Below are 18,080 nucleotides of genomic sequence, written 5' to 3'. Positions count from 1 at the left end.
TCAGACCGCTATAAAAGCCGACATGGTGAAATTGGTAGACACGCTATCTTGAGGGGGTAGTGGCTGCGGCCGTGTGAGTTCGAGTCTCACTGTCGGCACCATATTCAAAAAACGCCGGGTTGTCCCGGCGTTTTTGCGACCAATAACCATAACAATAACTTTCAGTAGTTTTCCTGTCGTCGTCATTAGAAACTGTCGGGGATCCGAATGCTGCATAACTACTTCCCCATCCTGATGTTCCTGGTGGTGGGTGTCCTGGTCGGTGTGCTGCCGATGCTGCTTGGCTGGGGGGTGAGCAAAGTGCTCGGCACCAGTCGTCCCGATCCTGCCAAGTTGTCTCCTTACGAGTGCGGCTTCGAAGCCTTCGAAGATGCGCGCATGCAGTTCGATGTGCGTTATTACCTCGTCGCCATCCTGTTTATCCTCTTTGACCTCGAAGTGGCTTTCCTGGTGCCGTGGGCCGTGGTGCTCGACGACATCGGCCTGTTCGGGTTCCTGTCCATGATGATTTTCCTCGCGATTCTCGTGGTGGGGTTTGTCTACGAGTGGATGAAAGGCGCGCTGGAGTGGGAATGATGGAAGCTCAAAGCCTCGAAAAAGGTTTTATCACGACCACGGTCGATACCGTGGTCAACTGGACTCGCACCGGTTCGCTGTGGCCCATGACCTTCGGGCTGGCCTGTTGCGCGGTCGAGATGATGCACGCGGGCGCCGCGCGCTATGACCTCGACCGGTTCGGCATCGTGTTCCGCCCCAGCCCGCGTCAGTCCGACCTGATGATCGTGGCCGGCACGCTGTGCAACAAGATGGCGCCGGCATTGCGCAAGGTCTACGACCAGATGCCCGAGCCGCGCTGGGTGCTGTCGATGGGCTCCTGTGCCAACGGGGGTGGTTACTACCACTACTCGTACTCGGTGGTGCGCGGTTGCGATCGCATCGTGCCGGTGGATGTCTACGTTCCCGGTTGCCCGCCGACGGCCGAGGCGCTGCTTTACGGCCTGATCCAGTTGCAGAACAAGATCAAGCGTACCAACACCATTGCTCGTGGCAACGCGCTTGCCGCGGCGCGTGCGTGAGGTAGTCATGACAATCACGCTCAATACCCTGGTTGATCAACTGCGCGCCAGCCTGCCGGAAGCCGCTATCGGCGCACTGAAGGTGGCGTTCGATGAAGTCACCGTCGAGATTCCCGCCGCGCAGTGGCAGGCCGCCTCGCTGATCCTGCGCGACCAGCTGCATTTCGAAGGCTGTGTCGATGTCTGTGGCGTCGACTACAGCGCCTACCAGGATGGTGTCTGGGAAGGCCCGCGCTTTGCCGCCGTCTACCATCTGCTGTCCTACGCCAACAATGTGCGCCTGCGCGTGCGGGTCTATTGCCCGGACGACGATTTTCCGGTGATCCCTTCCATGGTCGAGGTATGGCCCGGGCTGAACTGGTACGAACGCGAGGCGTTCGACCTGTACGGCATCGTGTTCGAAGGCCATCCGGATCTGCGCCGCATCCTGACCGACTACGGCTTTGTCGGCCATCCGTTCCGCAAGGACTTCCCGGTGTCCGGCTATGTCGAGATGCGCTACGACCCCGAACAGGGTCGGGTGATCTACCAGCCCGTGACCATCGAACCGCGCGAAATCACGCCGCGCATCATTCGCGAGGAGAACTACGGTGGCCGCTGAAATCCGTAACTACACGCTGAACTTCGGTCCGCAGCACCCGGCCGCGCACGGTGTGCTGCGCTTGGTACTCGAACTCGACGGCGAAGTGGTCGAACGTGCCGATCCGCATATCGGCCTGCTGCACCGCGCCACCGAGAAACTGGCCGAGAGCAAGACCTTCATGCAGTCGCTGCCGTACATGGACCGCCTCGACTACGTGTCGATGATGGCCAATGAGCACGCCTATGTGATGGCAATCGAAAAGCTGGCCGGCATCCAGGTGCCGCTCCGCGCGCAGTACATCCGCGTGATGTTCGACGAAATCACCCGCATCCTGAACCACCTGCTGTGGATCGGTTCGCACGGTCTCGACTGCGGCGCAATGACCATCTTCCTGTACGCCTTCCGCGAACGCGAAGACCTGATGGATTGTTACGAAGCGGTTTCCGGTGCGCGCATGCACGCCGCCTACTACCGCCCCGGCGGCGTCTATCGCGACCTGCCGGACACGATGCCGCAATACCAGGCGTCCAAGGTGCGCAATGCCGCCGCGATCAAGAAGCTGAACAGCAACCGCGAAGGCTCGCTGCTCGATTTCATCGAAGATTTCACCAACCGCTTCCCGACCTACGTCGACGAGTACGAAACCCTGCTCACTGACAACCGCATCTGGAAGCAGCGCACCGTCGGTATCGGCGTGCTGACGCCCGAGCGTGCCAAAGCGCTGGGCCTGACCGGCGCCATGCTGCGCGGTTCGGGCGTGGAGTGGGATCTGCGCAAGAAGCAGCCGTACGAAGTGTACGACCGGCTGGATTTCGATATCCCCGTCGGCAGGAACGGCGACTGCTACGACCGCTATCTGGTGCGCGTGGAAGAGATGCGCCAGTCCAACCGCATCATCAAGCAATGCGTGGAGTGGCTGCGCAAGAATCCCGGTCCCGTCATCGTCGACGACCACAAGGTGGCGCCGCCTTCCCGTCTGGACATGAAGTCCAACATGGAAGAGCTGATCCACCACTTCAAGCTGTTTACCGAGGGGATGCACGTGCCCGAGGGCGAGGCCTACGCCGCCATCGAGCATCCCAAGGGCGAGTTCGGCATCTACATGGTGTCCGATGGCGCCAACAAGCCTTACCGCCTGAAGATCCGTGCACCCGGCTTCGCGCATCTGGCCGCGCTTGACGAAATGGCGCGCGGCCACATGCTGGCCGACGTGGTGGCGATCATCGGCACGCAGGACATCGTATTTGGGGAGATCGACCGCTAATGCTTACCCCGGAATCCCTCGCGCAAATCGACCGGGAACTGGCCAAGTACCCGGCAGACCAGCGCCGTAGCGCCACCATGAGTGCCCTGCGCATCGCGCAGGTCGAGCATCGCTGGCTGACCAACGAACTGATCGAGTTCGTCGCCGGCTACATCGGCATTGCGCCGGTGGCCGCCTACGAGGTCGCCACGTTCTACAACATGTTCGACCGCAAGCCGGTCGGCCGTCACAAGCTCACCGTCTGTACCAATCTGCCCTGTGCTTTGTCGGGCGGCGCGGACGCCGGCAAGTACCTGCAGCAGAAGCTCGGGATCGGCTACGGCGAAACCACCGCCGACGGCCGCTTCACGCTGATGGAAGGCGAGTGCATGGGCGCCTGCGGCTATGCCCCGGTGATGCTGCTGAACAACCACAGTATGTGCAGCCACATGACGCCGGACGCGATCGACAAGAAACTGGCGGAGCTCGAATAACATGACCGTATATGTAAAGGGCGTCGTGTTCGAGGGCGTCGATTTCGACGATCCGAACAGCTGGAAACTGGACGCATACGTGGCGCGCGGCGGTTATGCCGCGTTGAAGAAGATCCTGCAGACAGGCATGACGCAGGACGAGATCATCGCCGAGATGAAGGCGTCCAGCCTGCGCGGCCGTGGTGGTGCGGGCTTCCCCACCGGGCTGAAGTGGTCGTTCATGCCACGCAATTTCCCGGGTCAGAAATACCTGGTCTGCAATACCGACGAGGGCGAGCCGGGTACCTTCAAGGACCTGGACATCATCGTCAACAACCCGCATGCGCTGATCGAAGGCATGATCATCGGCGGGTTCGCGATGGGTATCACCGTCGGGTACAACTACATCCACGGCGAGGTATTCGAAGCCTATGAGCGCTTCGAGGCCGCGCTGGAAGAAGCACGCGCCGCCGGCTTCCTGGGCGACAACATCCTCGGCACCGATTTCTGCTTCCAGTTGCATGGGCACCATGGTTACGGCGCCTACATCTGCGGCGAGGAAACCGCGCTGCTGGAATCGCTGGAAGGCAAGAAGGGCCAGCCGCGCTTCAAGCCGCCGTTCCCTGCGAGCTTCGGCCTGTATGGCAAGCCGACCACGATCAACAACACCGAGACGTTCGCCTCCGTACCGTACATCATCCGCGAGGGCGGCCAGAAATTCCTTGAGCTGGGTAAACCGAACAACGGCGGTACCAAGCTGTTTTCGATTTCCGGCCACGTCAACCGTCCCGGCAACTACGAAATCCCGCTCGGCACCCCATTCAGCGAACTGCTGGAAATGGCCGGTGGCATGCGTGGTGGCAAGAAACTGAAGGCGGTGATCCCGGGTGGTTCTTCCGCCCCGGTGCTGCCGGCCGACATCATGATGGACTGCACGATGGATTATGACTCCATCGCCAAGGCCGGCTCGATGCTGGGCTCGGGCGCGGTGATCGTGATGGACGAGACCGTCTGCATGGTCAAGGCGCTGGAGCGCCTGTCGTACTTCTATTTCGAAGAATCATGCGGTCAGTGCACGCCCTGCCGGGAAGGCACCGGCTGGCTTTATCGCGTGGTCCATCGCATCGAACACGGCCAGGGCCGTCCGGAAGACCTGGACCTGTTGCTGTCGGTGGGGGCCAACATTGCTGGCCGCACCATCTGTGCGCTGGGCGATGCCGCGGTGATGCCGGTACAGGGGATGCTCAAGCATTTCCGCGCCGAATTCGAACACCACATCGAACACAAGCACTGCATCGTCCCCGGCTACTGAGCCGTGAGCGGGTGGTTCCTGGGTTCGTCGAAGAATTGGATATTGGGATCGAATCGATATGCTCGAAATCGAAATCGACGGTAAGAAACTGACAGTGCCGGGTGGCAGCACGGTGATGGACGCGGCGAATTCCGTCGGCGTGCACATCCCGCACTTCTGCTATCACAAGAAGCTGTCCATCGCGGCCAACTGCCGCATGTGCCTGGTCCAGGTGGAAAAGGCGCCCAAGCCGTTGCCTGCCTGTGCCACGCCGGTGACCGACGGCATGAAGGTCTACACGCACTCCGACATGGCCGTGAAGGCCCAGAAGGGCGTGATGGAGTTCCTGCTGATCAACCATCCGCTGGATTGCCCGATCTGTGACCAGGGTGGCGAATGCCAGTTGCAGGATCTGGCCGTGGGCTATGGCCAATCCGCGTCGCGCTATGAAGAAGAAAAGCGCGTGGTGCCCAACAAGAACCTGGGCCCGCTGATCTCCACCGACATGACCCGCTGCATCCATTGCAGCCGCTGCGTGCGTTTCACCGAGGAAATCGCCGGTTTCCAGGAGCTGGGCATGCCCGGCCGCGGTGAGCACACCGAGGTGATGAGCTTCATCGGCAAGACGGTGAGCTCGGAAATCTCCGGCAACGTCATCGACCTGTGCCCGGTGGGCGCGCTGACCAGCAAGCCGTTCCGCTACAGCGCCCGCACCTGGGAGTTGTCGCGTCGCAAGAGCGTCAGCCCGCACGATGGTCTTGGCGCCAACCTGGTGGTCCAGGTCAAGGATCATCGCGTCAAGCGCGTGTTGCCGCTGGAAAACGAAGCCATCAACGAATGCTGGCTCGCCGACCGCGATCGCTTCAGCTACGAAGCGCTCAACAGTGAGGAACGCCTGACCCGGCCGCTGATCAAGCAGGGTGGCGTGTGGCAGGAAGCCGACTGGCAGACCGCGCTCGAATACGTTGCCAATGGCCTGAAGGACATCGTCGATGCCCACGGCGCCAACAGCATCGCCGGCGTTGCCACCGAGCATGCCACGCTCGAAGAGCTGTACCTGCTCAAGCAACTCTTTGCCGGCCTGGGCAGCCAGAACGTCGAAACCCGTCTGCGTGCCGCCGACCATGGTCTGAAGACTGTCGGCGCCACCTGGCTGGGCCAGTCGATTGCCGATCTGGCCGCGTCCGACGCCGTCCTGGTGATCGGTTCCACGCTGCGCAAGGAACAACCGCTGCTGGCGCAACGCCTGCGCCAGGCCGTGAAGAAGGGTATGAAGCTGTCGGCGCTGAACCCGCACGCCGACGACCTGCTGACCACGCTGGCCGGTCAGATTGTGGTCCGCCCCGACCGGATGGTCGAAGGCGTGCTGTCGCTGATCAAGGCCGTGGCCGAAGCGAAAAACATCGCAGCCGTATCGCAGATCGATCTCGCCGGCGTCGAAGTGACTGACGCGGCACGTGCCATCGCCGCCTCGTTCGACGGCAAGGAAAAGACCGCCATCGTGCTGGGCAACATCGCGCAGCAGAACCCGCGTTACGCCGAACTGCACGCCGCCGCCGCCGCGCTGGCCGAGCTGACCGGCGCCACGCTGGGGGTGCTGGGCACGGCCGCCAACTCGGTCGGCGCGCAACTGGTCGGTGCCACCGGTGCCGGCAATGTGTTTGCCGAACCGAAAAAGGCCTACGTGCTGCTGAACACCGAAGTGGAATTCGATGTCGCGGACAGCCTCCAGGCACTGCGCGCCGTACAGGGCGCCGCAATGGTTGTGGCACTGTCGTCGTTCGGTAGCTGCGCACTGGAACACGCCGACGTGATCCTGCCGGTGTCGCCGTTCTCCGAAACCTCCGGCACCTTCGTCAACATGGAAGGCAAGGCGCAGAGCTTCAATGGCGTGGTGCGTCCGCTGGGCGAAACCCGCCCTGCCTGGAAGGTGTTCCGCGTGCTGGGCAACCTGCTGGGCCTCGCGCAGTTCAATTTCGACAGCTCCGAGCAAGTGCGCGATATCGCCCTGAACGGCGATGTGGCCGCCCGCCTGTCGAACGCGCTGGTCACGCCGCTCACCATCAAGCCGCAGGCCGCCACCGGTGTGGTGCGCCTGGGCGAAGTGCCGATCTACCAGGCCGACATGCTGACCCGGCGCGCACCGGCCTTGCAGGCCACCGTCGACGGCGCCGCCGCCGAACTGAAAGCCAACGGTGTAACGCTGGCCAGGCTGGGCCTGACCATCGGCGGCAAGGCGGTGATCCGGCAAGGGCAGGGCGATGCGCAGTTGGTGGTCGCGTTGGATGCCGGCCTCGCCGACGACGTGGTGCGCGTTCCCGCCAACCACCCGCTGACCCGTGCGCTGGGTGCCTTTGTCGGCCCCGTCGAAGTGACCCAGGCATAAGGACGAGACCAAGATGGAACTGTTGCAAAGCTATCTCGGCGCTGAGCTGGGTTACGTGGTCTGGACGCTGCTGAAGATTGTCTGCATCGTCGCGCCGCTGATGGGCGCCGTTGCCTACCTCACGCTGGCCGAACGCAAGGTGATCGGCTTCATGCAGATCCGGATCGGCCCGAACCGCGTCGGCCCGTTCGGTCTGCTGCAACCGGTGGCCGACGGCGTGAAGCTGCTGCTCAAGGAGATCATCTCCCCGAGCGCGGCCAGCAGCGGCCTGTTCTTCCTGGCGCCAGTATGGGTGCTGGTGCCCGCGCTGGCGGCCTGGGCGGTGGTGCCGTTCTACCCCGGCTTCGTGCTGGCGGACGTCAACGTCGGCCTGCTGTACGTGATGGCCATCACCTCGATGGGCGTGTACGGCGTGATCCTGGCCGGCTGGGCATCCAACTCCAAGTATGCATTCCTTGGCGCCATGCGTGCCGCCGCGCAGGTGATCTCCTACGAACTGGCGATGGGCTTCGCGCTGATTGGCGTGATCATGGTGACCGGCTCGCTCAACCTGTCGGACATCGTGAACCAGCAGGGACATGGCATCGGTGGCGGTTCGATCCTGTCGTGGAACCTGATCCCGCTACTGCCGCTGTTCGTGGTGTATTTCATCGCTGGTGTCGCCGAAACCAACCGCGCACCGTTCGACGTGACCGAAGGCGAATCGGAAATCGTCGCCGGCCACATGATCGAATATTCGGGCATGAGCTTCGCGCTGTTCTTCCTGGCCGAATACGCCAACATGATCCTGGTGTCGGCGCTGGCTTCCACGCTGTTCCTGGGCGGCTGGTTGTCGCCGTTCCCGTCGAGCTGGGCCTTCATCGGTGCGCCGAGCTTCATCTGGTGGGTGCTCAAGGTCGGCTTCCTGCTGTTCTGCTTCCTGTGGTTCCGTGCCACGTTCCCGCGCTATCGCTATGACCAGCTGATGCGCCTGGGCTGGAAGATCTTCATCCCCGTCACCCTGGTGTGGATCGTGTTTATCGGCGCGTGGATGCAAACCCCGCTCTCGCTCTGGAAGTAAGGAACCGGGACATGGAACGAATCAATCATTTCTTCAAGACCTTCCTGCTCGTCGAGCTGGTGAAGGGCCTGATGCTCACCGGGCGCCATTTCTTCCAGCGCAAGATCACCGTGCAGTTTCCGGAGGAAAAGACCCCGCTCAGCCCGCGTTTTCGCGGCCTGCACGCCCAGCGTCGCTACGCCAACGGCGAAGAGCGCTGCATCGCGTGCAAGCTGTGCGAGGCGGTCTGCCCGGCGATGGCGATCACGATCGAGTCGGACCAGCGCGACGACGGCACCCGCCGTACCACGCGCTACGACATCGACCTGACCAAGTGCATCTTCTGCGGCTTCTGCGAGGAAGCCTGTCCCGTCGATGCCATCGTCGAGACCCACATCCTCGAATACCACGGCGAGAAGCGTGGCGACCTGTACTACACCAAGCCGATGCTGTTGGCGGTGGGGGACAAGTACGAGGCCGAGATCGCGGCGCGCAAGGCCGCGGATGCCCAGTATCGCTAGAGCCAGCCATGAATCCGCGACCTATCGCTGCCAACCTCCCGACGTCGAGCCCCCGGCCAAGCCGGGTGCAGACAATTGCTGGGTGCCGGAAACGGCGCTCCCTGATCGATTCCGCTTTCCCCGCCCTCGCCGCCGTGAGGGAGCCTCGCTTTGCTCGGAGGGCTGTTTGATGCGTGCTGATCGATCAACGACGTTGTTTAATCGCCAACGGATAAAGTCATGACCGAAGTGCTTTTTTATGTCTTTGCCACGGTGTTGCTGCTTGCGGGGTTGCTGGTCATCACGGCCAAGAACCCGGTGCACGCCGCGCTCTACCTGGTGCTGTCGTTCTTCACCGCCGCCATGCTGTGGATGTTGATGAAGGCCGAGTTCCTCGCCGTGTCGCTGGTGGTGGTCTATGTCGGCGCGGTGATGGTGCTGTTCCTGTTCGTCGTGATGATGCTGGACATCAATTTCGAAGAACTGCGCAAGGGATTCTGGAAGTTCGTGCCGCTGGCCGCCCTGGTGGCTGCGATCATGGCGGCCGAGATGGTGGCGATCCTGCTGCACCCGGCCGCGCAGATTCCCGGCGCGCAACTGGTCGAACCGCCCCCGGGCTACAGCAATGTCCATGAACTGGGCCGCGAGATCTACACCACGTACTTCCTGCCGTTCCAACTCGCCGCGGCCTTGCTGCTGGTGGGCATGGTGGCCGCGATCGCACTGACGCTGCGCAAGCGCAAGAACAGCAAGTACCTGAACCCGGCCGACCAGATCAAGGTGAAGCGCGACGACCGCGTCCGCATGGTCAAGATGTCGACCGAAGCCAAGCCCACCTTCGAGCAACCGAAGGCGGACGGCGAGTCGCAGAGCTGAGAGAGAAGATACCGTGCTGACACTCAATCACTACCTGGTGCTGGCGGCGATCCTGTTTGCGATCTCCGTATTCGGCATCTTCATGAACCGCAAGAACCTGATCGTCCTGCTGATGGCGATCGAGCTGATGCTGCTCGCGGTCAACATGAACTTCATCGCCTTTTCGCAGTTCCTCGGGGATACCGCGGGCCAGATCTTCGTCTTCTTCATCCTGACCGTGGCGGCTGCTGAATCCGCCATTGGCCTGGCGATTCTGGTCGTGCTGTTCCGTAACCTGCGCTCGATCAACGTCAAAGACCTCGATCACCTCAAGGGTTAACCGGAAAATCTACGGGTACACGCAATGGACATGAAAACAATCTACCTGCTGATTCCGCTCGCACCCCTGTTCGGCGCGATCATCGCAGGCCTCTTCGGCTGGGCCATCGGCCGGCGTGCGGCGCACTGCGTCACCATCGGTGGCGTGGCGGTTTCGTTCGCGCTGTCTGCCTACGTGCTGAACCATCTGGTGTCCGGCGGCGAGTCGTACAACGGCACCGTCTACACCTGGCTGACCATCAACGGCATCGACTTCAATGTCGGCTTCCTGGTGGACAAGCTCACCGCGATGATGATGTGCGTGGTTACCTTCGTTTCGCTGATGGTTCACCTGTACACCATCGGCTATATGCACGAAGACCCGGGCTACCAGCGCTTCTTCAGCTATATCTCGCTGTTCACCTTCTCCATGCTGATGCTGGTTATGGCGAACAACTTCGTGCAACTGTTCTTCGGCTGGGAAGCGGTGGGCCTGGTGTCCTACCTGCTGATCGGCTTCTGGTTCAAGCGCCCGACCGCCACCTTCGCCAACCTGAAGGCGTTCCTGGTCAACCGCGTGGGCGACTTCGGTTTCCTGCTCGGTATCGGCCTGGTGCTGGCCTATTTCGGCAGCCTGGATTACGCCGAAGTGTTCGCCAAGGCGCCGGAACTGAAGGACACCACGATCACGCTGATGACCGGCCATACCTGGTCGCTGATGGCCGTGACCTGCATCCTGCTGTTCGTCGGTGCGATGGGTAAGTCGGCGCAGTTCCCGCTGCACGTGTGGCTGCCCGATTCGATGGAAGGCCCGACCCCGATCTCGGCGCTGATCCACGCCGCGACCATGGTGACTGCCGGCATCTTCATGGTGGCGCGCATGTCGCCGATGTTCGAGCTATCGGATACCGCGCTCAACTTCGTGCTGGTGATCGGCGCGATCACCGCGCTGTTCATGGGCTTCCTCGGCATCATCCAGAACGACATCAAGCGCGTGGTCGCGTACTCCACGCTGTCGCAACTGGGCTACATGACCGTGGCGCTGGGCGTGTCGGCATATTCCGTTGCCGCCTTCCACCTGATGACGCACGCGTTCTTCAAGGCGCTGCTGTTCCTCGGCGCCGGTTCGGTGATCATGGGCATGCACCATGACCAGGACATCCGCAACATGGGCGGCCTGCGCAAGTACATGCCCATCACCTGGATCACCTCGCTGCTGGGTTCGCTGGCGCTGATCGGCACACCGTTCTTCGCCGGGTTCTACTCCAAGGATTCGATCATCGAGGCCGTGGAGTTCTCCACGCTGCCGGGCGCCGGCTTCGCGCACTTCGCCGTGCTGGCCGGGGTGTTCGTCACAGCGTTCTACTCGTTCCGCATGTATTTCCTGGTGTTCCACGGTAAGGAACGCTGGATGCAGAAGGGCCATCACGATCATCACCACGATGATCATGGTGATGAGCATCACCATGGCCTGGGCCCGAACGACAAGCCGCACGAATCGCCGTGGGTGGTGACGCTGCCGCTGATCCTGCTGGCCATCCCGTCGGTGGTGATCGGTTATCTCGCCATCGAGCCGATGCTGTACGGCGGCTTCTTCGACGGCGTGATCAGCGTGAATCACGAATCGCACCGCGCGATGGAAATGATGAAGGAAGAGTTCCATGGCCCGCTGGGCATGGTGACCCACGCCTTCAGCACGCTGCCGCTCTACCTCGCCATTGCCGGTGTGGTTGCCGCCTACGTGTTCTATCTGGTCAAGCCGTCCATTCCGGCCGCCATCGACCGCTTCTTCAGCGCCATCGGCGTGCGCAAGTTGCTGGAAGAGAAGTACTACATGGATCACCTGTACATCAACGGCTTTGCCGCGGCCGGTCGCGCTGTCGGCACCGTGCTGTGGAAGGTGGGCGACGCGCTGCTGATCGACGGCCTGCTGGTGAACGGCTCGGCCAAGGTGGTCGGTTTCTTCGCCGGCGTCGTCCGTCGCCTGCAAACCGGTTACATCTACCACTACGCCTTCGCCATGATCATCGGCGCGCTGCTCTTCATCACGGTATGGCTGGGCGTGGCGCTGGGCTGGTTCGGTCCGGGCGTGTACGAGTGGGTCGGTGGTCTTCTGTATCCGCAAGCCTGATCGCGGCATTGAATCGATAACAAGCAGGTAGATTATGACGGGACAACTTCTGAGCTGCGCGATCTGGGTGCCGATTGTGGCCGGCCTGATCGTGCTCGCCACCGGCGGCGACAAGAACGCCGGGCTCCAGCGCTGGCTGGCGCTGGCGGGGGCCTTGCTGGGCTTCCTGGTGACCATTCCGCTGTATACAGGGTTCGACGTGGCCAGCGCAGGAATGCAGTTCGAGGAACTGCGCCCCTGGGTTTCCAGCTTCAACATCAATTACCACCTGGGTGTCGATGGCCTGTCGGTGTGGTTCGTCATCCTCAATGCCTTTACCACGCTGATGGTGGTGCTGGCCGGCTGGCAGGTGATCGAGCGTCGCGTCGGCCAGTACATGGCCGCCTTCCTGATCATGTCGGGCCTGATCAACGGCGCCTTCGCCGCGCTGGATGCGATCCTGTTCTACGTGTTCTTCGAAGCCATGCTGATCCCGATGTACCTGGTGATCGGTATCTGGGGGGGGCCGCGTCGCGTCTACGCATCGATCAAGTTCTTCCTGTACACCTTCCTGGGTTCGCTGCTGACCCTGGTTGCCTTCATCTACCTGTACTACCAGGCGGGTGGCAGCTTCGAGATTCAGGATTTCCATCGCCTGCCGCTGGGCATGACTGCCCAAGCGCTGGTGCTGGTGGCGTTTTTCTTCGCTTTCGCGGTCAAGGTGCCGATGTGGCCGGTACATACCTGGCTGCCCGATGCGCACGTCGAGGCGCCCACCGGCGGTTCGATGGTGCTGGCAGCGATCACGCTGAAGCTGGGTGCGTATGGTTTCCTGCGGTTCGCGTTGCCGATCGCACCGGATGCCTCGCGTGAATACGCCTGGGTGTTCGTGGTGTTGTCGCTGATCGCCGTGGTCTACATCGGCTTTGTCGCGCTGGTACAGACCGACATGAAGAAATTGGTCGCGTATTCGTCGATCTCGCACATGGGCTTCGTCACCCTGGGCTTCTTCATGTTCGCGCGCGGTACCGATCTGAATTCGTTCGCGGTGGAAGGCGCCATCGTGCAGATGATCTCGCACGGCTTCGTTTCGGCCGCCATGTTCTTCTGCATCGGCGTGATGTACGACCGCGTGCACAGCCGCAAGATCGCCGACTACGGCGGCGTGGCCAACAAGATGCCGATCTTCGCCAGCTTCTTCATGCTGTTCGCCATGGCCAATGCGGGCCTGCCGGGTACCAGTGGCTTCGTCGGCGAGTTCTTCGTGGTGCTGGGCGCTGTGCAGGTGAACTTCTGGTACGCCGTGCTGGCCGCGACCACGCTGATCTTCGGCGCCGCGTACACGTTGTGGATGTACAAGCGGGTGATCTTCGGCGAAGTGGCCAATCACCACGTGGCCGAACTGCTGGACGTGAACAAGCGGGAGTTCCTGGTGCTGGTCATCCTGGCGGTCGCCGTGCTGGGCATGGGCCTGTATCCGAAGCCATTCACCGACCTGATGCACTTCTCGGTCAACGACCTGATCTGGCATGTATCGCAGACCAAGCTGCCCCAATAACGCATTGAAAGAATCAAAGGGTTGAAAGCATGACCTGGACCAGTCTCAACGCCTGGGTGGCGGCACCGGAAATTTTCCTGTTCTGTGCCACCTGCGTCATCCTGTTGCTCGATCTGTTCGTCAGCGACGCCAAACGCGGCATCACGCACGCACTGGCGCTCATCGCGCTCGTCGTTACCGGCGTGCTGCTGGTGTACGGCTATTCTCCGGCCCAGCAGTTTGGCTTCAGCCACATGTTCATCGCCGACCCGCTGGCCACGCTGGCCAAGGTGGGGATGGTGATCGGGGTGGCGCTGGTGCTGATCTATGGCCGCAGCTACGCGATCGATCGCGGCATCTTCAAGGGCGAACTGTATTCGCTGGCACTGTTCTCGCTGCTGGGCATGATGGTGATGGCCTCGGCGATCAACATGCTCACGCTGTACATCGGCCTGGAATTGCTGTCGCTGTCGCTGTACGCGCTGGTTGCGTTGCGCCGCGATTCGGTGGAGTCGACCGAAGCCGCCATGAAGTACTTCGTGCTGGGCGCGCTGGCGTCGGGCATGCTGCTGTACGGCATGTCGATGGTCTACGGCGCCACGGGTAGCCTGAACGTGTTCGAGATCAGCCAGAAGCTGCTGATCGACCACGAGGGCAACAAGCTGCTGGCCGTGTTCGGGCTGGTGTTCATCGTGACCGGTATCGGCTTCAAGCTGGGTGCCGTGCCGTTCCACATGTGGGTGCCGGACGTCTACCAGGGCGCGCCGACGCCGATCACACAACTGATCGGTTCCGCGCCCAAGCTGGCCGCGTTTGCCTTCACCATCCGCCTGCTGGCGCAGGCGCTGGAAGGCTTCACGCCGGAATGGCGCCAGATGCTGGTGGTACTGGCCGTGCTGTCGCTGGCCATCGGTAACCTGACCGCCATCGCCCAGACCAACATCAAGCGGATGTTCGCCTACTCGACCATCTCGCACATGGGTTTCCTGCTGCTGGGCATTCTGGTCGGCAGCGCGGTCGGCTATGCCGCGGCGTTCTTCTACGCCGTGACCTACATGCTGACCGCCGCCGCCGGTTTCGGCGTGGTGATGCTGCTGGCGCGCCAGGGTTTCGAGGCCGATCGGCTGGACGACTACAAGGGGCTGGCTCGCAACCATCCATGGTTTGCCGGCATGCTGCTGATGGTGATGTTCTCGATGGCCGGCGTGCCGGTGTTCGTGGGCTTCTTTGCCAAGCTGGCGGTGCTCAAGGCCGTGATCAACCTGGGCATGGTGTGGCTGGCGGTATTCGCGGTCGCGATGTCGCTGGTCGGCGCCTTCTACTACCTGCGCGTGGTCAAGCTGATGTACTTCGACGAGCCAGAATCCAGCGGTGCGTTGTCGGGTTCGCTGTTCAGCCGCGTGGTGCTGTCGCTGAACTGCCTGGCGTTGCTCTTCATCGGCCTCTACCCCAACGGGCTGCTGTCGCTGCTGACCGACGCCGTCGTGTTCTCGCTGCCGCTCTGACATGGCCGAGTTGTACGTGCTGTACGGGCTGGCGGCGCTGGCCGCCAACCTGCCGTTCCTGAGCGATCGTATCCTGTTCGCGATCCGTCCGGCCGGGCGCAAGGCGTTTGCGTGGCGCGCGGTGGAGATGCTGGCGCTGTACCTGCTGGTGGGCGGGCTGGCGCTGGTGCTGGAGCAGCGCCTGTCGCCGATCCATGCCCAGAAATGGCCGTTCTATGTCACCACGCTGTGCCTGTTCATCGTCGCGGCGTTCCCGGGGTTTGTCTGGCGCTACTTCTGGCGCAAGCCGGGGTTGTAAAAGTTTTGTTTCGAGGCTTGCCAAGGCGGGCCGGAGCGGCTAATATTCGCGCTCTTCGACAGGCACGTAGCTCAGCTGGTTAGAGCACCACCTTGACATGGTGGGGGTCGTTGGTTCGAGTCCAATCGTGCCTACCAACGAATACAGGGAATCAGACCAATGTTCCGAACTCGTACGACTACCCACAGATAACCCGGGTAGCCGTGCGCTGGTCAGAACCAGTCGATTCGATAAAAGTGCGGCCCAGGCCGCACTTTTTTTTTGCCCTGCGGGGCGACAACTCAAAAACTTGGATACAGGTGGCCCCGATGCCAGTGATTACGCTTCCCGATGGTTCGCAACGCCAATTCGACGCGCCCGTGACCGTGGCGGGCGTAGCCGCCAGCATCGGCGCTGGCCTGGCCCGCGCCGCGCTGGCCGGGAAGGTGGATGGCAAGCTGGTCGATACCAGCTACCTGATCGATCGCGACGTGCAGCTTGCCATCGTGACCGAGCGCGATGCTGACGGACTGGACATCATCCGCCACTCCACGGCGCACTTGCTGGCCTATGCGGTGAAGGAGCTGTTCCCTAGTGCCCAGGTCACCATCGGCCCGGTGATCGAGGACGGCTTCTACTACGACTTCAGCTACGAGCGCCCCTTCACGCCGGAAGACCTGGAAGCCATCGAGAAAAAGATGCTCGAGTTGTCCAGAAAGGACATTCCGGTCGAGCGCTATGAGTTGTCGCGCGATGAAGCCGTGGCCTACTTCAAGGGGATTGGCGAAGCCTACAAGGCGGAGATCATCGAGAGCATTCCGCAGAACGAAGTGCTCAGCCTGTATCGCGAGGGTGAGTTCACCGACCTTTGCCGTGGTCCGCACGTGCCGTCCACTGGCAAGCTCAAGGTGTTCAAGCTGATGAAGGTGGCCGGCGCCTACTGGCGCGGCGACTCCCGCAACGAGATGCTGACCCGCGTCTATGGTACGGCCTGGGTCAAGAAAGAAGACCTAGACGCCTACCTGCATCGTCTGGAAGAAGCGGAAAAGCGCGACCACCGCAAGATCGGCCGCGCGCTGGACCTGTTCCACATGCAGGACGAAGCGCCTGGCATGGTGTTCTGGCATCCCAAAGGCTGGAGCCTGTGGCAATCGGTGGAGCAGTATATCCGCCGCCGTCTGGCCAAGGCCGGCTACCAGGAAGTGCGTACGCCGATGATGATGGATCGCTCGCTGTGGGAGAAATCGGGCCACTGGGAGAACTACCAGGAAAACATGTTCATCACCGAATCGGAAAAGCGCACCTACGCCGTCAAGCCGATGAACTGTCCCGGACACATCCAGATTTTCAGCAGCGACTTGCGTTCCTATCGCGATCTGCCGCTGCGCCTGGCCGAATTCGGCGCCTGTCACCGCAACGAGCCCTCGGGCGCGCTGCATGGCCTGATGCGCGTGCGTGGCTTCACGCAGGACGATGCGCACATCTTCTGCATGGAAAGCCAGTTGATCGACGAGGCCAGGACCTTCCACGCGCTGGCGATGAGCGTCTATGAAGACTTCGGCTTCGAAGGCATCGCCATCAAGCTGGCCCTGCGCCCGGACAAGCGCGCCGGCAGCGACGAGGGCTGGGATCGCGCCGAGCACGGCTTGCGCGAAGCGTTGCGCGCCTGTGGCGTCGAATGGGAAGAGCTGCCGGGCGAGGGCGCCTTCTATGGCCCCAAGATCGAATATCACATCAAGGATGCGATTGGCCGCTCATGGCAATGCGGTACCTTGCAGCTCGACTTCGTACTGCCGGAGCGCTTCGGCCCGGAGTACGTGGCCGAGGACAACTCGCGCCAGCGCCCGGTCATGCTGCACCGCGCCATCGTCGGATCGATGGAGCGCTTCCTCGGTATCCTGATCGAAAACTTCGCCGGTTCCTTCCCGACATGGCTTGCGCCCGTGCAGGCGGTGGTGATGAATATCTCGGAATCGCAGCGCGAATACACCGAGCAGGTGGCGCAAACGTTGCGCCAGAGCGGCCTGCGGGTCGATGCCGACTTGAGAAACGAGAAAATAACCTATAAAATCCGCGAACATAGCTTGCAGCGCCTGCCGTACCAATTGATTGTCGGCGACAAGGAAAAAGCTGCGGGCCTGGTGGCCGTGCGTAGCCGTAGCGGCGAGGACCTCGGACAAATGACGGTGCAGGCGTTCCTGGAACGTGTGCAGGCCGAACATCCCGTAGCCTGAAGCCGCGCTCATGCGCACGGTTTTTCTTTTGTCTGATTTGGAGAATAGCGATAGCTGCTCAGGATAAAGAGCCGCGGATCAATGGTGAGATCACCGCGCGCGAGATTCGTCTGCAAGGGTTGGAGGGTGAACAACTCGGTATTGTGAGCCTGGTGCAAGCCATGGCGCTGGCCGAAGAGGCGGAAGTCGATCTCGTGGAGATCGCGCCGACCGCCACACCGCCCGTTTGCCGCATCATGGACTACGGCAAGTACAAGTACGAAAAGTCCAAGAAAGAACATGCGGCCAAGCAGAAGCAGAAGCAGATCCAGGTCAAGGAAGTGAAGCTGCGTCCTGGCACCGACGAGAACGATTATCAGGTCAAGCTGCGCAACCTGGTGCGTTTCCTGGAAGAGGGCGACAAGTGCAAGGTCACGCTGCGGTTCCGTGGCCGCGAAATGGCCCACCAGGAAATCGGCATGGCCCAGTTGAAGCGGATCGAGAGCGATCTGGGTGAGCTGGCCGTGGTGGAGCAGTATCCCCGGCTGGAAGGCCGCCAGATGGTGATGATGCTGGCGCCGAAGAAGAAAGTCTGATTCGTCGCAGCAAGGATTCAAGCGGGGTGGCGACAACCCCCGTCGAGGCCGCAAGGCCGGTTGTCGCGAAAAAGCGTG

At 61.9% G+C, this 18,080-nt stretch carries 17 protein-coding genes and 2 tRNA genes; all 19 read left to right on the top strand.

From position 1 onward, the window contains the following. Nucleotides 1-16: 16 nt before the first annotated feature. The 19 genes from FAZ21_RS06955 to infC all read left to right on the top strand — a co-directional run bounded on the left by FAZ21_RS06955 (nucleotide 17) and on the right by infC (nucleotide 18,002). A tRNA-Leu gene (locus FAZ21_RS06955) sits at nucleotides 17-101 on the top strand. Between the two features lie 106 nt (nucleotides 102-207). Next, nucleotides 208-576: an NADH-quinone oxidoreductase subunit A gene (locus FAZ21_RS06950; RefSeq protein ID WP_136772554.1), complete on the top strand. Its 369-nt coding sequence runs from the start codon at nucleotides 208-210 to the stop codon at nucleotides 574-576. Then, nucleotides 573-1,076 (top strand): NuoB/complex I 20 kDa subunit family protein, encoded by a 504-nt coding sequence (locus FAZ21_RS06945; protein ID WP_136772553.1) that lies wholly within the window; start codon nucleotides 573-575, stop codon nucleotides 1,074-1,076. Before FAZ21_RS06950 ends, FAZ21_RS06945 begins: the two co-directional genes overlap by 4 nt. 7 nt (nucleotides 1,077-1,083) lie before the next feature. After that, nucleotides 1,084-1,677, top strand: a complete 594-nt coding sequence (locus tag FAZ21_RS06940) for an NADH-quinone oxidoreductase subunit C (protein ID WP_136772552.1) — start codon at nucleotides 1,084-1,086, stop codon at nucleotides 1,675-1,677. Continuing rightward, nucleotides 1,667-2,923, top strand: coding sequence for an NADH-quinone oxidoreductase subunit D (locus FAZ21_RS06935; protein WP_136772551.1), 1,257 nt, complete (start codon nucleotides 1,667-1,669; stop codon nucleotides 2,921-2,923). The genes FAZ21_RS06940 and FAZ21_RS06935 overlap by 11 nt, the downstream gene beginning before the upstream one ends. Then, nucleotides 2,923-3,396 carry an NADH-quinone oxidoreductase subunit NuoE gene (gene nuoE / locus FAZ21_RS06930; RefSeq protein WP_136772550.1) on the top strand — a complete coding sequence of 158 codons (474 nt, stop codon included), beginning with the start codon at nucleotides 2,923-2,925 and terminating at the stop codon, nucleotides 3,394-3,396. Before FAZ21_RS06935 ends, nuoE begins: the two co-directional genes overlap by 1 nt. A gap of 1 nt (nucleotide 3,397) precedes the next feature. Continuing rightward, a complete protein-coding gene (gene nuoF, locus FAZ21_RS06925; RefSeq protein WP_136772549.1) occupies nucleotides 3,398-4,687 on the top strand; it encodes an NADH-quinone oxidoreductase subunit NuoF in 1,290 nt (429 codons plus the stop codon). Nucleotides 4,688-4,745: 58 nt separating this feature from the next. Beyond that, nucleotides 4,746-7,052 carry an NADH-quinone oxidoreductase subunit NuoG gene (nuoG, locus tag FAZ21_RS06920; protein ID WP_136772548.1) on the top strand — a complete coding sequence of 769 codons (2,307 nt, stop codon included), beginning with the start codon at nucleotides 4,746-4,748 and terminating at the stop codon, nucleotides 7,050-7,052. A gap of 13 nt (nucleotides 7,053-7,065) precedes the next feature. Beyond that, nucleotides 7,066-8,112: an NADH-quinone oxidoreductase subunit NuoH gene (nuoH, locus tag FAZ21_RS06915; protein ID WP_136772547.1), complete on the top strand. Its 1,047-nt coding sequence runs from the start codon at nucleotides 7,066-7,068 to the stop codon at nucleotides 8,110-8,112. A gap of 11 nt (nucleotides 8,113-8,123) precedes the next feature. Continuing rightward, entirely contained in the window at nucleotides 8,124-8,612 is a 489-nt protein-coding gene (gene nuoI, locus FAZ21_RS06910; protein ID WP_018748776.1) for an NADH-quinone oxidoreductase subunit NuoI, read from the top strand. 219 nt (nucleotides 8,613-8,831) lie between these two features. Beyond that, nucleotides 8,832-9,467 (top strand): NADH-quinone oxidoreductase subunit J, encoded by a 636-nt coding sequence (locus FAZ21_RS06905; RefSeq protein WP_136772546.1) that lies wholly within the window; start codon nucleotides 8,832-8,834, stop codon nucleotides 9,465-9,467. A gap of 13 nt (nucleotides 9,468-9,480) precedes the next feature. Next, nucleotides 9,481-9,786: an NADH-quinone oxidoreductase subunit NuoK gene (gene nuoK, locus FAZ21_RS06900; protein ID WP_136772545.1), complete on the top strand. Its 306-nt coding sequence runs from the start codon at nucleotides 9,481-9,483 to the stop codon at nucleotides 9,784-9,786. 24 nt (nucleotides 9,787-9,810) lie between these two features. Beyond that, nucleotides 9,811-11,895, top strand: a complete 2,085-nt coding sequence (nuoL, locus tag FAZ21_RS06895) for an NADH-quinone oxidoreductase subunit L (protein WP_136772544.1) — start codon at nucleotides 9,811-9,813, stop codon at nucleotides 11,893-11,895. Between the two features lie 34 nt (nucleotides 11,896-11,929). Continuing rightward, nucleotides 11,930-13,432: an NADH-quinone oxidoreductase subunit M gene (locus tag FAZ21_RS06890; protein WP_136772543.1), complete on the top strand. Its 1,503-nt coding sequence runs from the start codon at nucleotides 11,930-11,932 to the stop codon at nucleotides 13,430-13,432. A 29-nt stretch (nucleotides 13,433-13,461) separates the two neighbouring features. Next, nucleotides 13,462-14,916 carry an NADH-quinone oxidoreductase subunit NuoN gene (gene nuoN, locus FAZ21_RS06885; RefSeq protein WP_136772542.1) on the top strand — a complete coding sequence of 485 codons (1,455 nt, stop codon included), beginning with the start codon at nucleotides 13,462-13,464 and terminating at the stop codon, nucleotides 14,914-14,916. A 1-nt stretch (nucleotide 14,917) separates the two neighbouring features. Beyond that, nucleotides 14,918-15,214, top strand: coding sequence for a DUF2818 family protein (locus FAZ21_RS06880; RefSeq protein ID WP_136772541.1), 297 nt, complete (start codon nucleotides 14,918-14,920; stop codon nucleotides 15,212-15,214). A gap of 60 nt (nucleotides 15,215-15,274) precedes the next feature. Then, nucleotides 15,275-15,351: transfer RNA gene (locus tag FAZ21_RS06875), tRNA-Val, on the top strand. A 171-nt stretch (nucleotides 15,352-15,522) separates the two neighbouring features. Beyond that, nucleotides 15,523-17,427 carry a threonine--tRNA ligase gene (gene thrS, locus FAZ21_RS06870; RefSeq protein WP_136772540.1) on the top strand — a complete coding sequence of 635 codons (1,905 nt, stop codon included), beginning with the start codon at nucleotides 15,523-15,525 and terminating at the stop codon, nucleotides 17,425-17,427. Further along, nucleotides 17,424-18,002, top strand: a complete 579-nt coding sequence (infC, locus tag FAZ21_RS06865) for a translation initiation factor IF-3 (RefSeq protein ID WP_444542047.1) — start codon at nucleotides 17,424-17,426, stop codon at nucleotides 18,000-18,002. Before thrS ends, infC begins: the two co-directional genes overlap by 4 nt. Nucleotides 18,003-18,080: the final 78 nt, after the last annotated feature.

The sequence above is a fragment of the Chitiniphilus eburneus genome, assembly GCF_005048205.1.
GTDB lineage: Bacteria > Pseudomonadota > Gammaproteobacteria > Burkholderiales > Chitinibacteraceae > Chitiniphilus > Chitiniphilus eburneus.
The sequence above is the reverse complement of the archived record's forward strand: the minus strand, read 5'-3'. Positions and strand labels throughout refer to the sequence as shown.

What these genes read in the sequence shown, in the direction of transcription:
- FAZ21_RS06905 (WP_136772546.1), top strand. Translation starts at nt 8,832, where the DNA reads ATGACCGAAGTGCTTTTTTATGTCTTTGCCACGGTGTTGCTGCTTGCG.
- nuoN (WP_136772542.1), top strand. Translation starts at nt 13,462, where the DNA reads ATGACCTGGACCAGTCTCAACGCCTGGGTGGCGGCACCGGAAATTTTC.
- thrS (WP_136772540.1), top strand. Translation starts at nt 15,523, where the DNA reads ATGCCAGTGATTACGCTTCCCGATGGTTCGCAACGCCAATTCGACGCG.
- FAZ21_RS06940 (WP_136772552.1), top strand. Translation starts at nt 1,084, where the DNA reads ATGACAATCACGCTCAATACCCTGGTTGATCAACTGCGCGCCAGCCTG.
- nuoH (WP_136772547.1), top strand. Translation starts at nt 7,066, where the DNA reads ATGGAACTGTTGCAAAGCTATCTCGGCGCTGAGCTGGGTTACGTGGTC.
- nuoI (WP_018748776.1), top strand. Translation starts at nt 8,124, where the DNA reads ATGGAACGAATCAATCATTTCTTCAAGACCTTCCTGCTCGTCGAGCTG.
- FAZ21_RS06880 (WP_136772541.1), top strand. Translation starts at nt 14,918, where the DNA reads ATGGCCGAGTTGTACGTGCTGTACGGGCTGGCGGCGCTGGCCGCCAAC.
- nuoG (WP_136772548.1), top strand. Translation starts at nt 4,746, where the DNA reads ATGCTCGAAATCGAAATCGACGGTAAGAAACTGACAGTGCCGGGTGGC.
- nuoL (WP_136772544.1), top strand. Translation starts at nt 9,811, where the DNA reads ATGGACATGAAAACAATCTACCTGCTGATTCCGCTCGCACCCCTGTTC.
- FAZ21_RS06945 (WP_136772553.1), top strand. Translation starts at nt 573, where the DNA reads ATGATGGAAGCTCAAAGCCTCGAAAAAGGTTTTATCACGACCACGGTC.
- FAZ21_RS06950 (WP_136772554.1), top strand. Translation starts at nt 208, where the DNA reads ATGCTGCATAACTACTTCCCCATCCTGATGTTCCTGGTGGTGGGTGTC.
- nuoE (WP_136772550.1), top strand. Translation starts at nt 2,923, where the DNA reads ATGCTTACCCCGGAATCCCTCGCGCAAATCGACCGGGAACTGGCCAAG.
- nuoF (WP_136772549.1), top strand. Translation starts at nt 3,398, where the DNA reads ATGACCGTATATGTAAAGGGCGTCGTGTTCGAGGGCGTCGATTTCGAC.
- FAZ21_RS06890 (WP_136772543.1), top strand. Translation starts at nt 11,930, where the DNA reads ATGACGGGACAACTTCTGAGCTGCGCGATCTGGGTGCCGATTGTGGCC.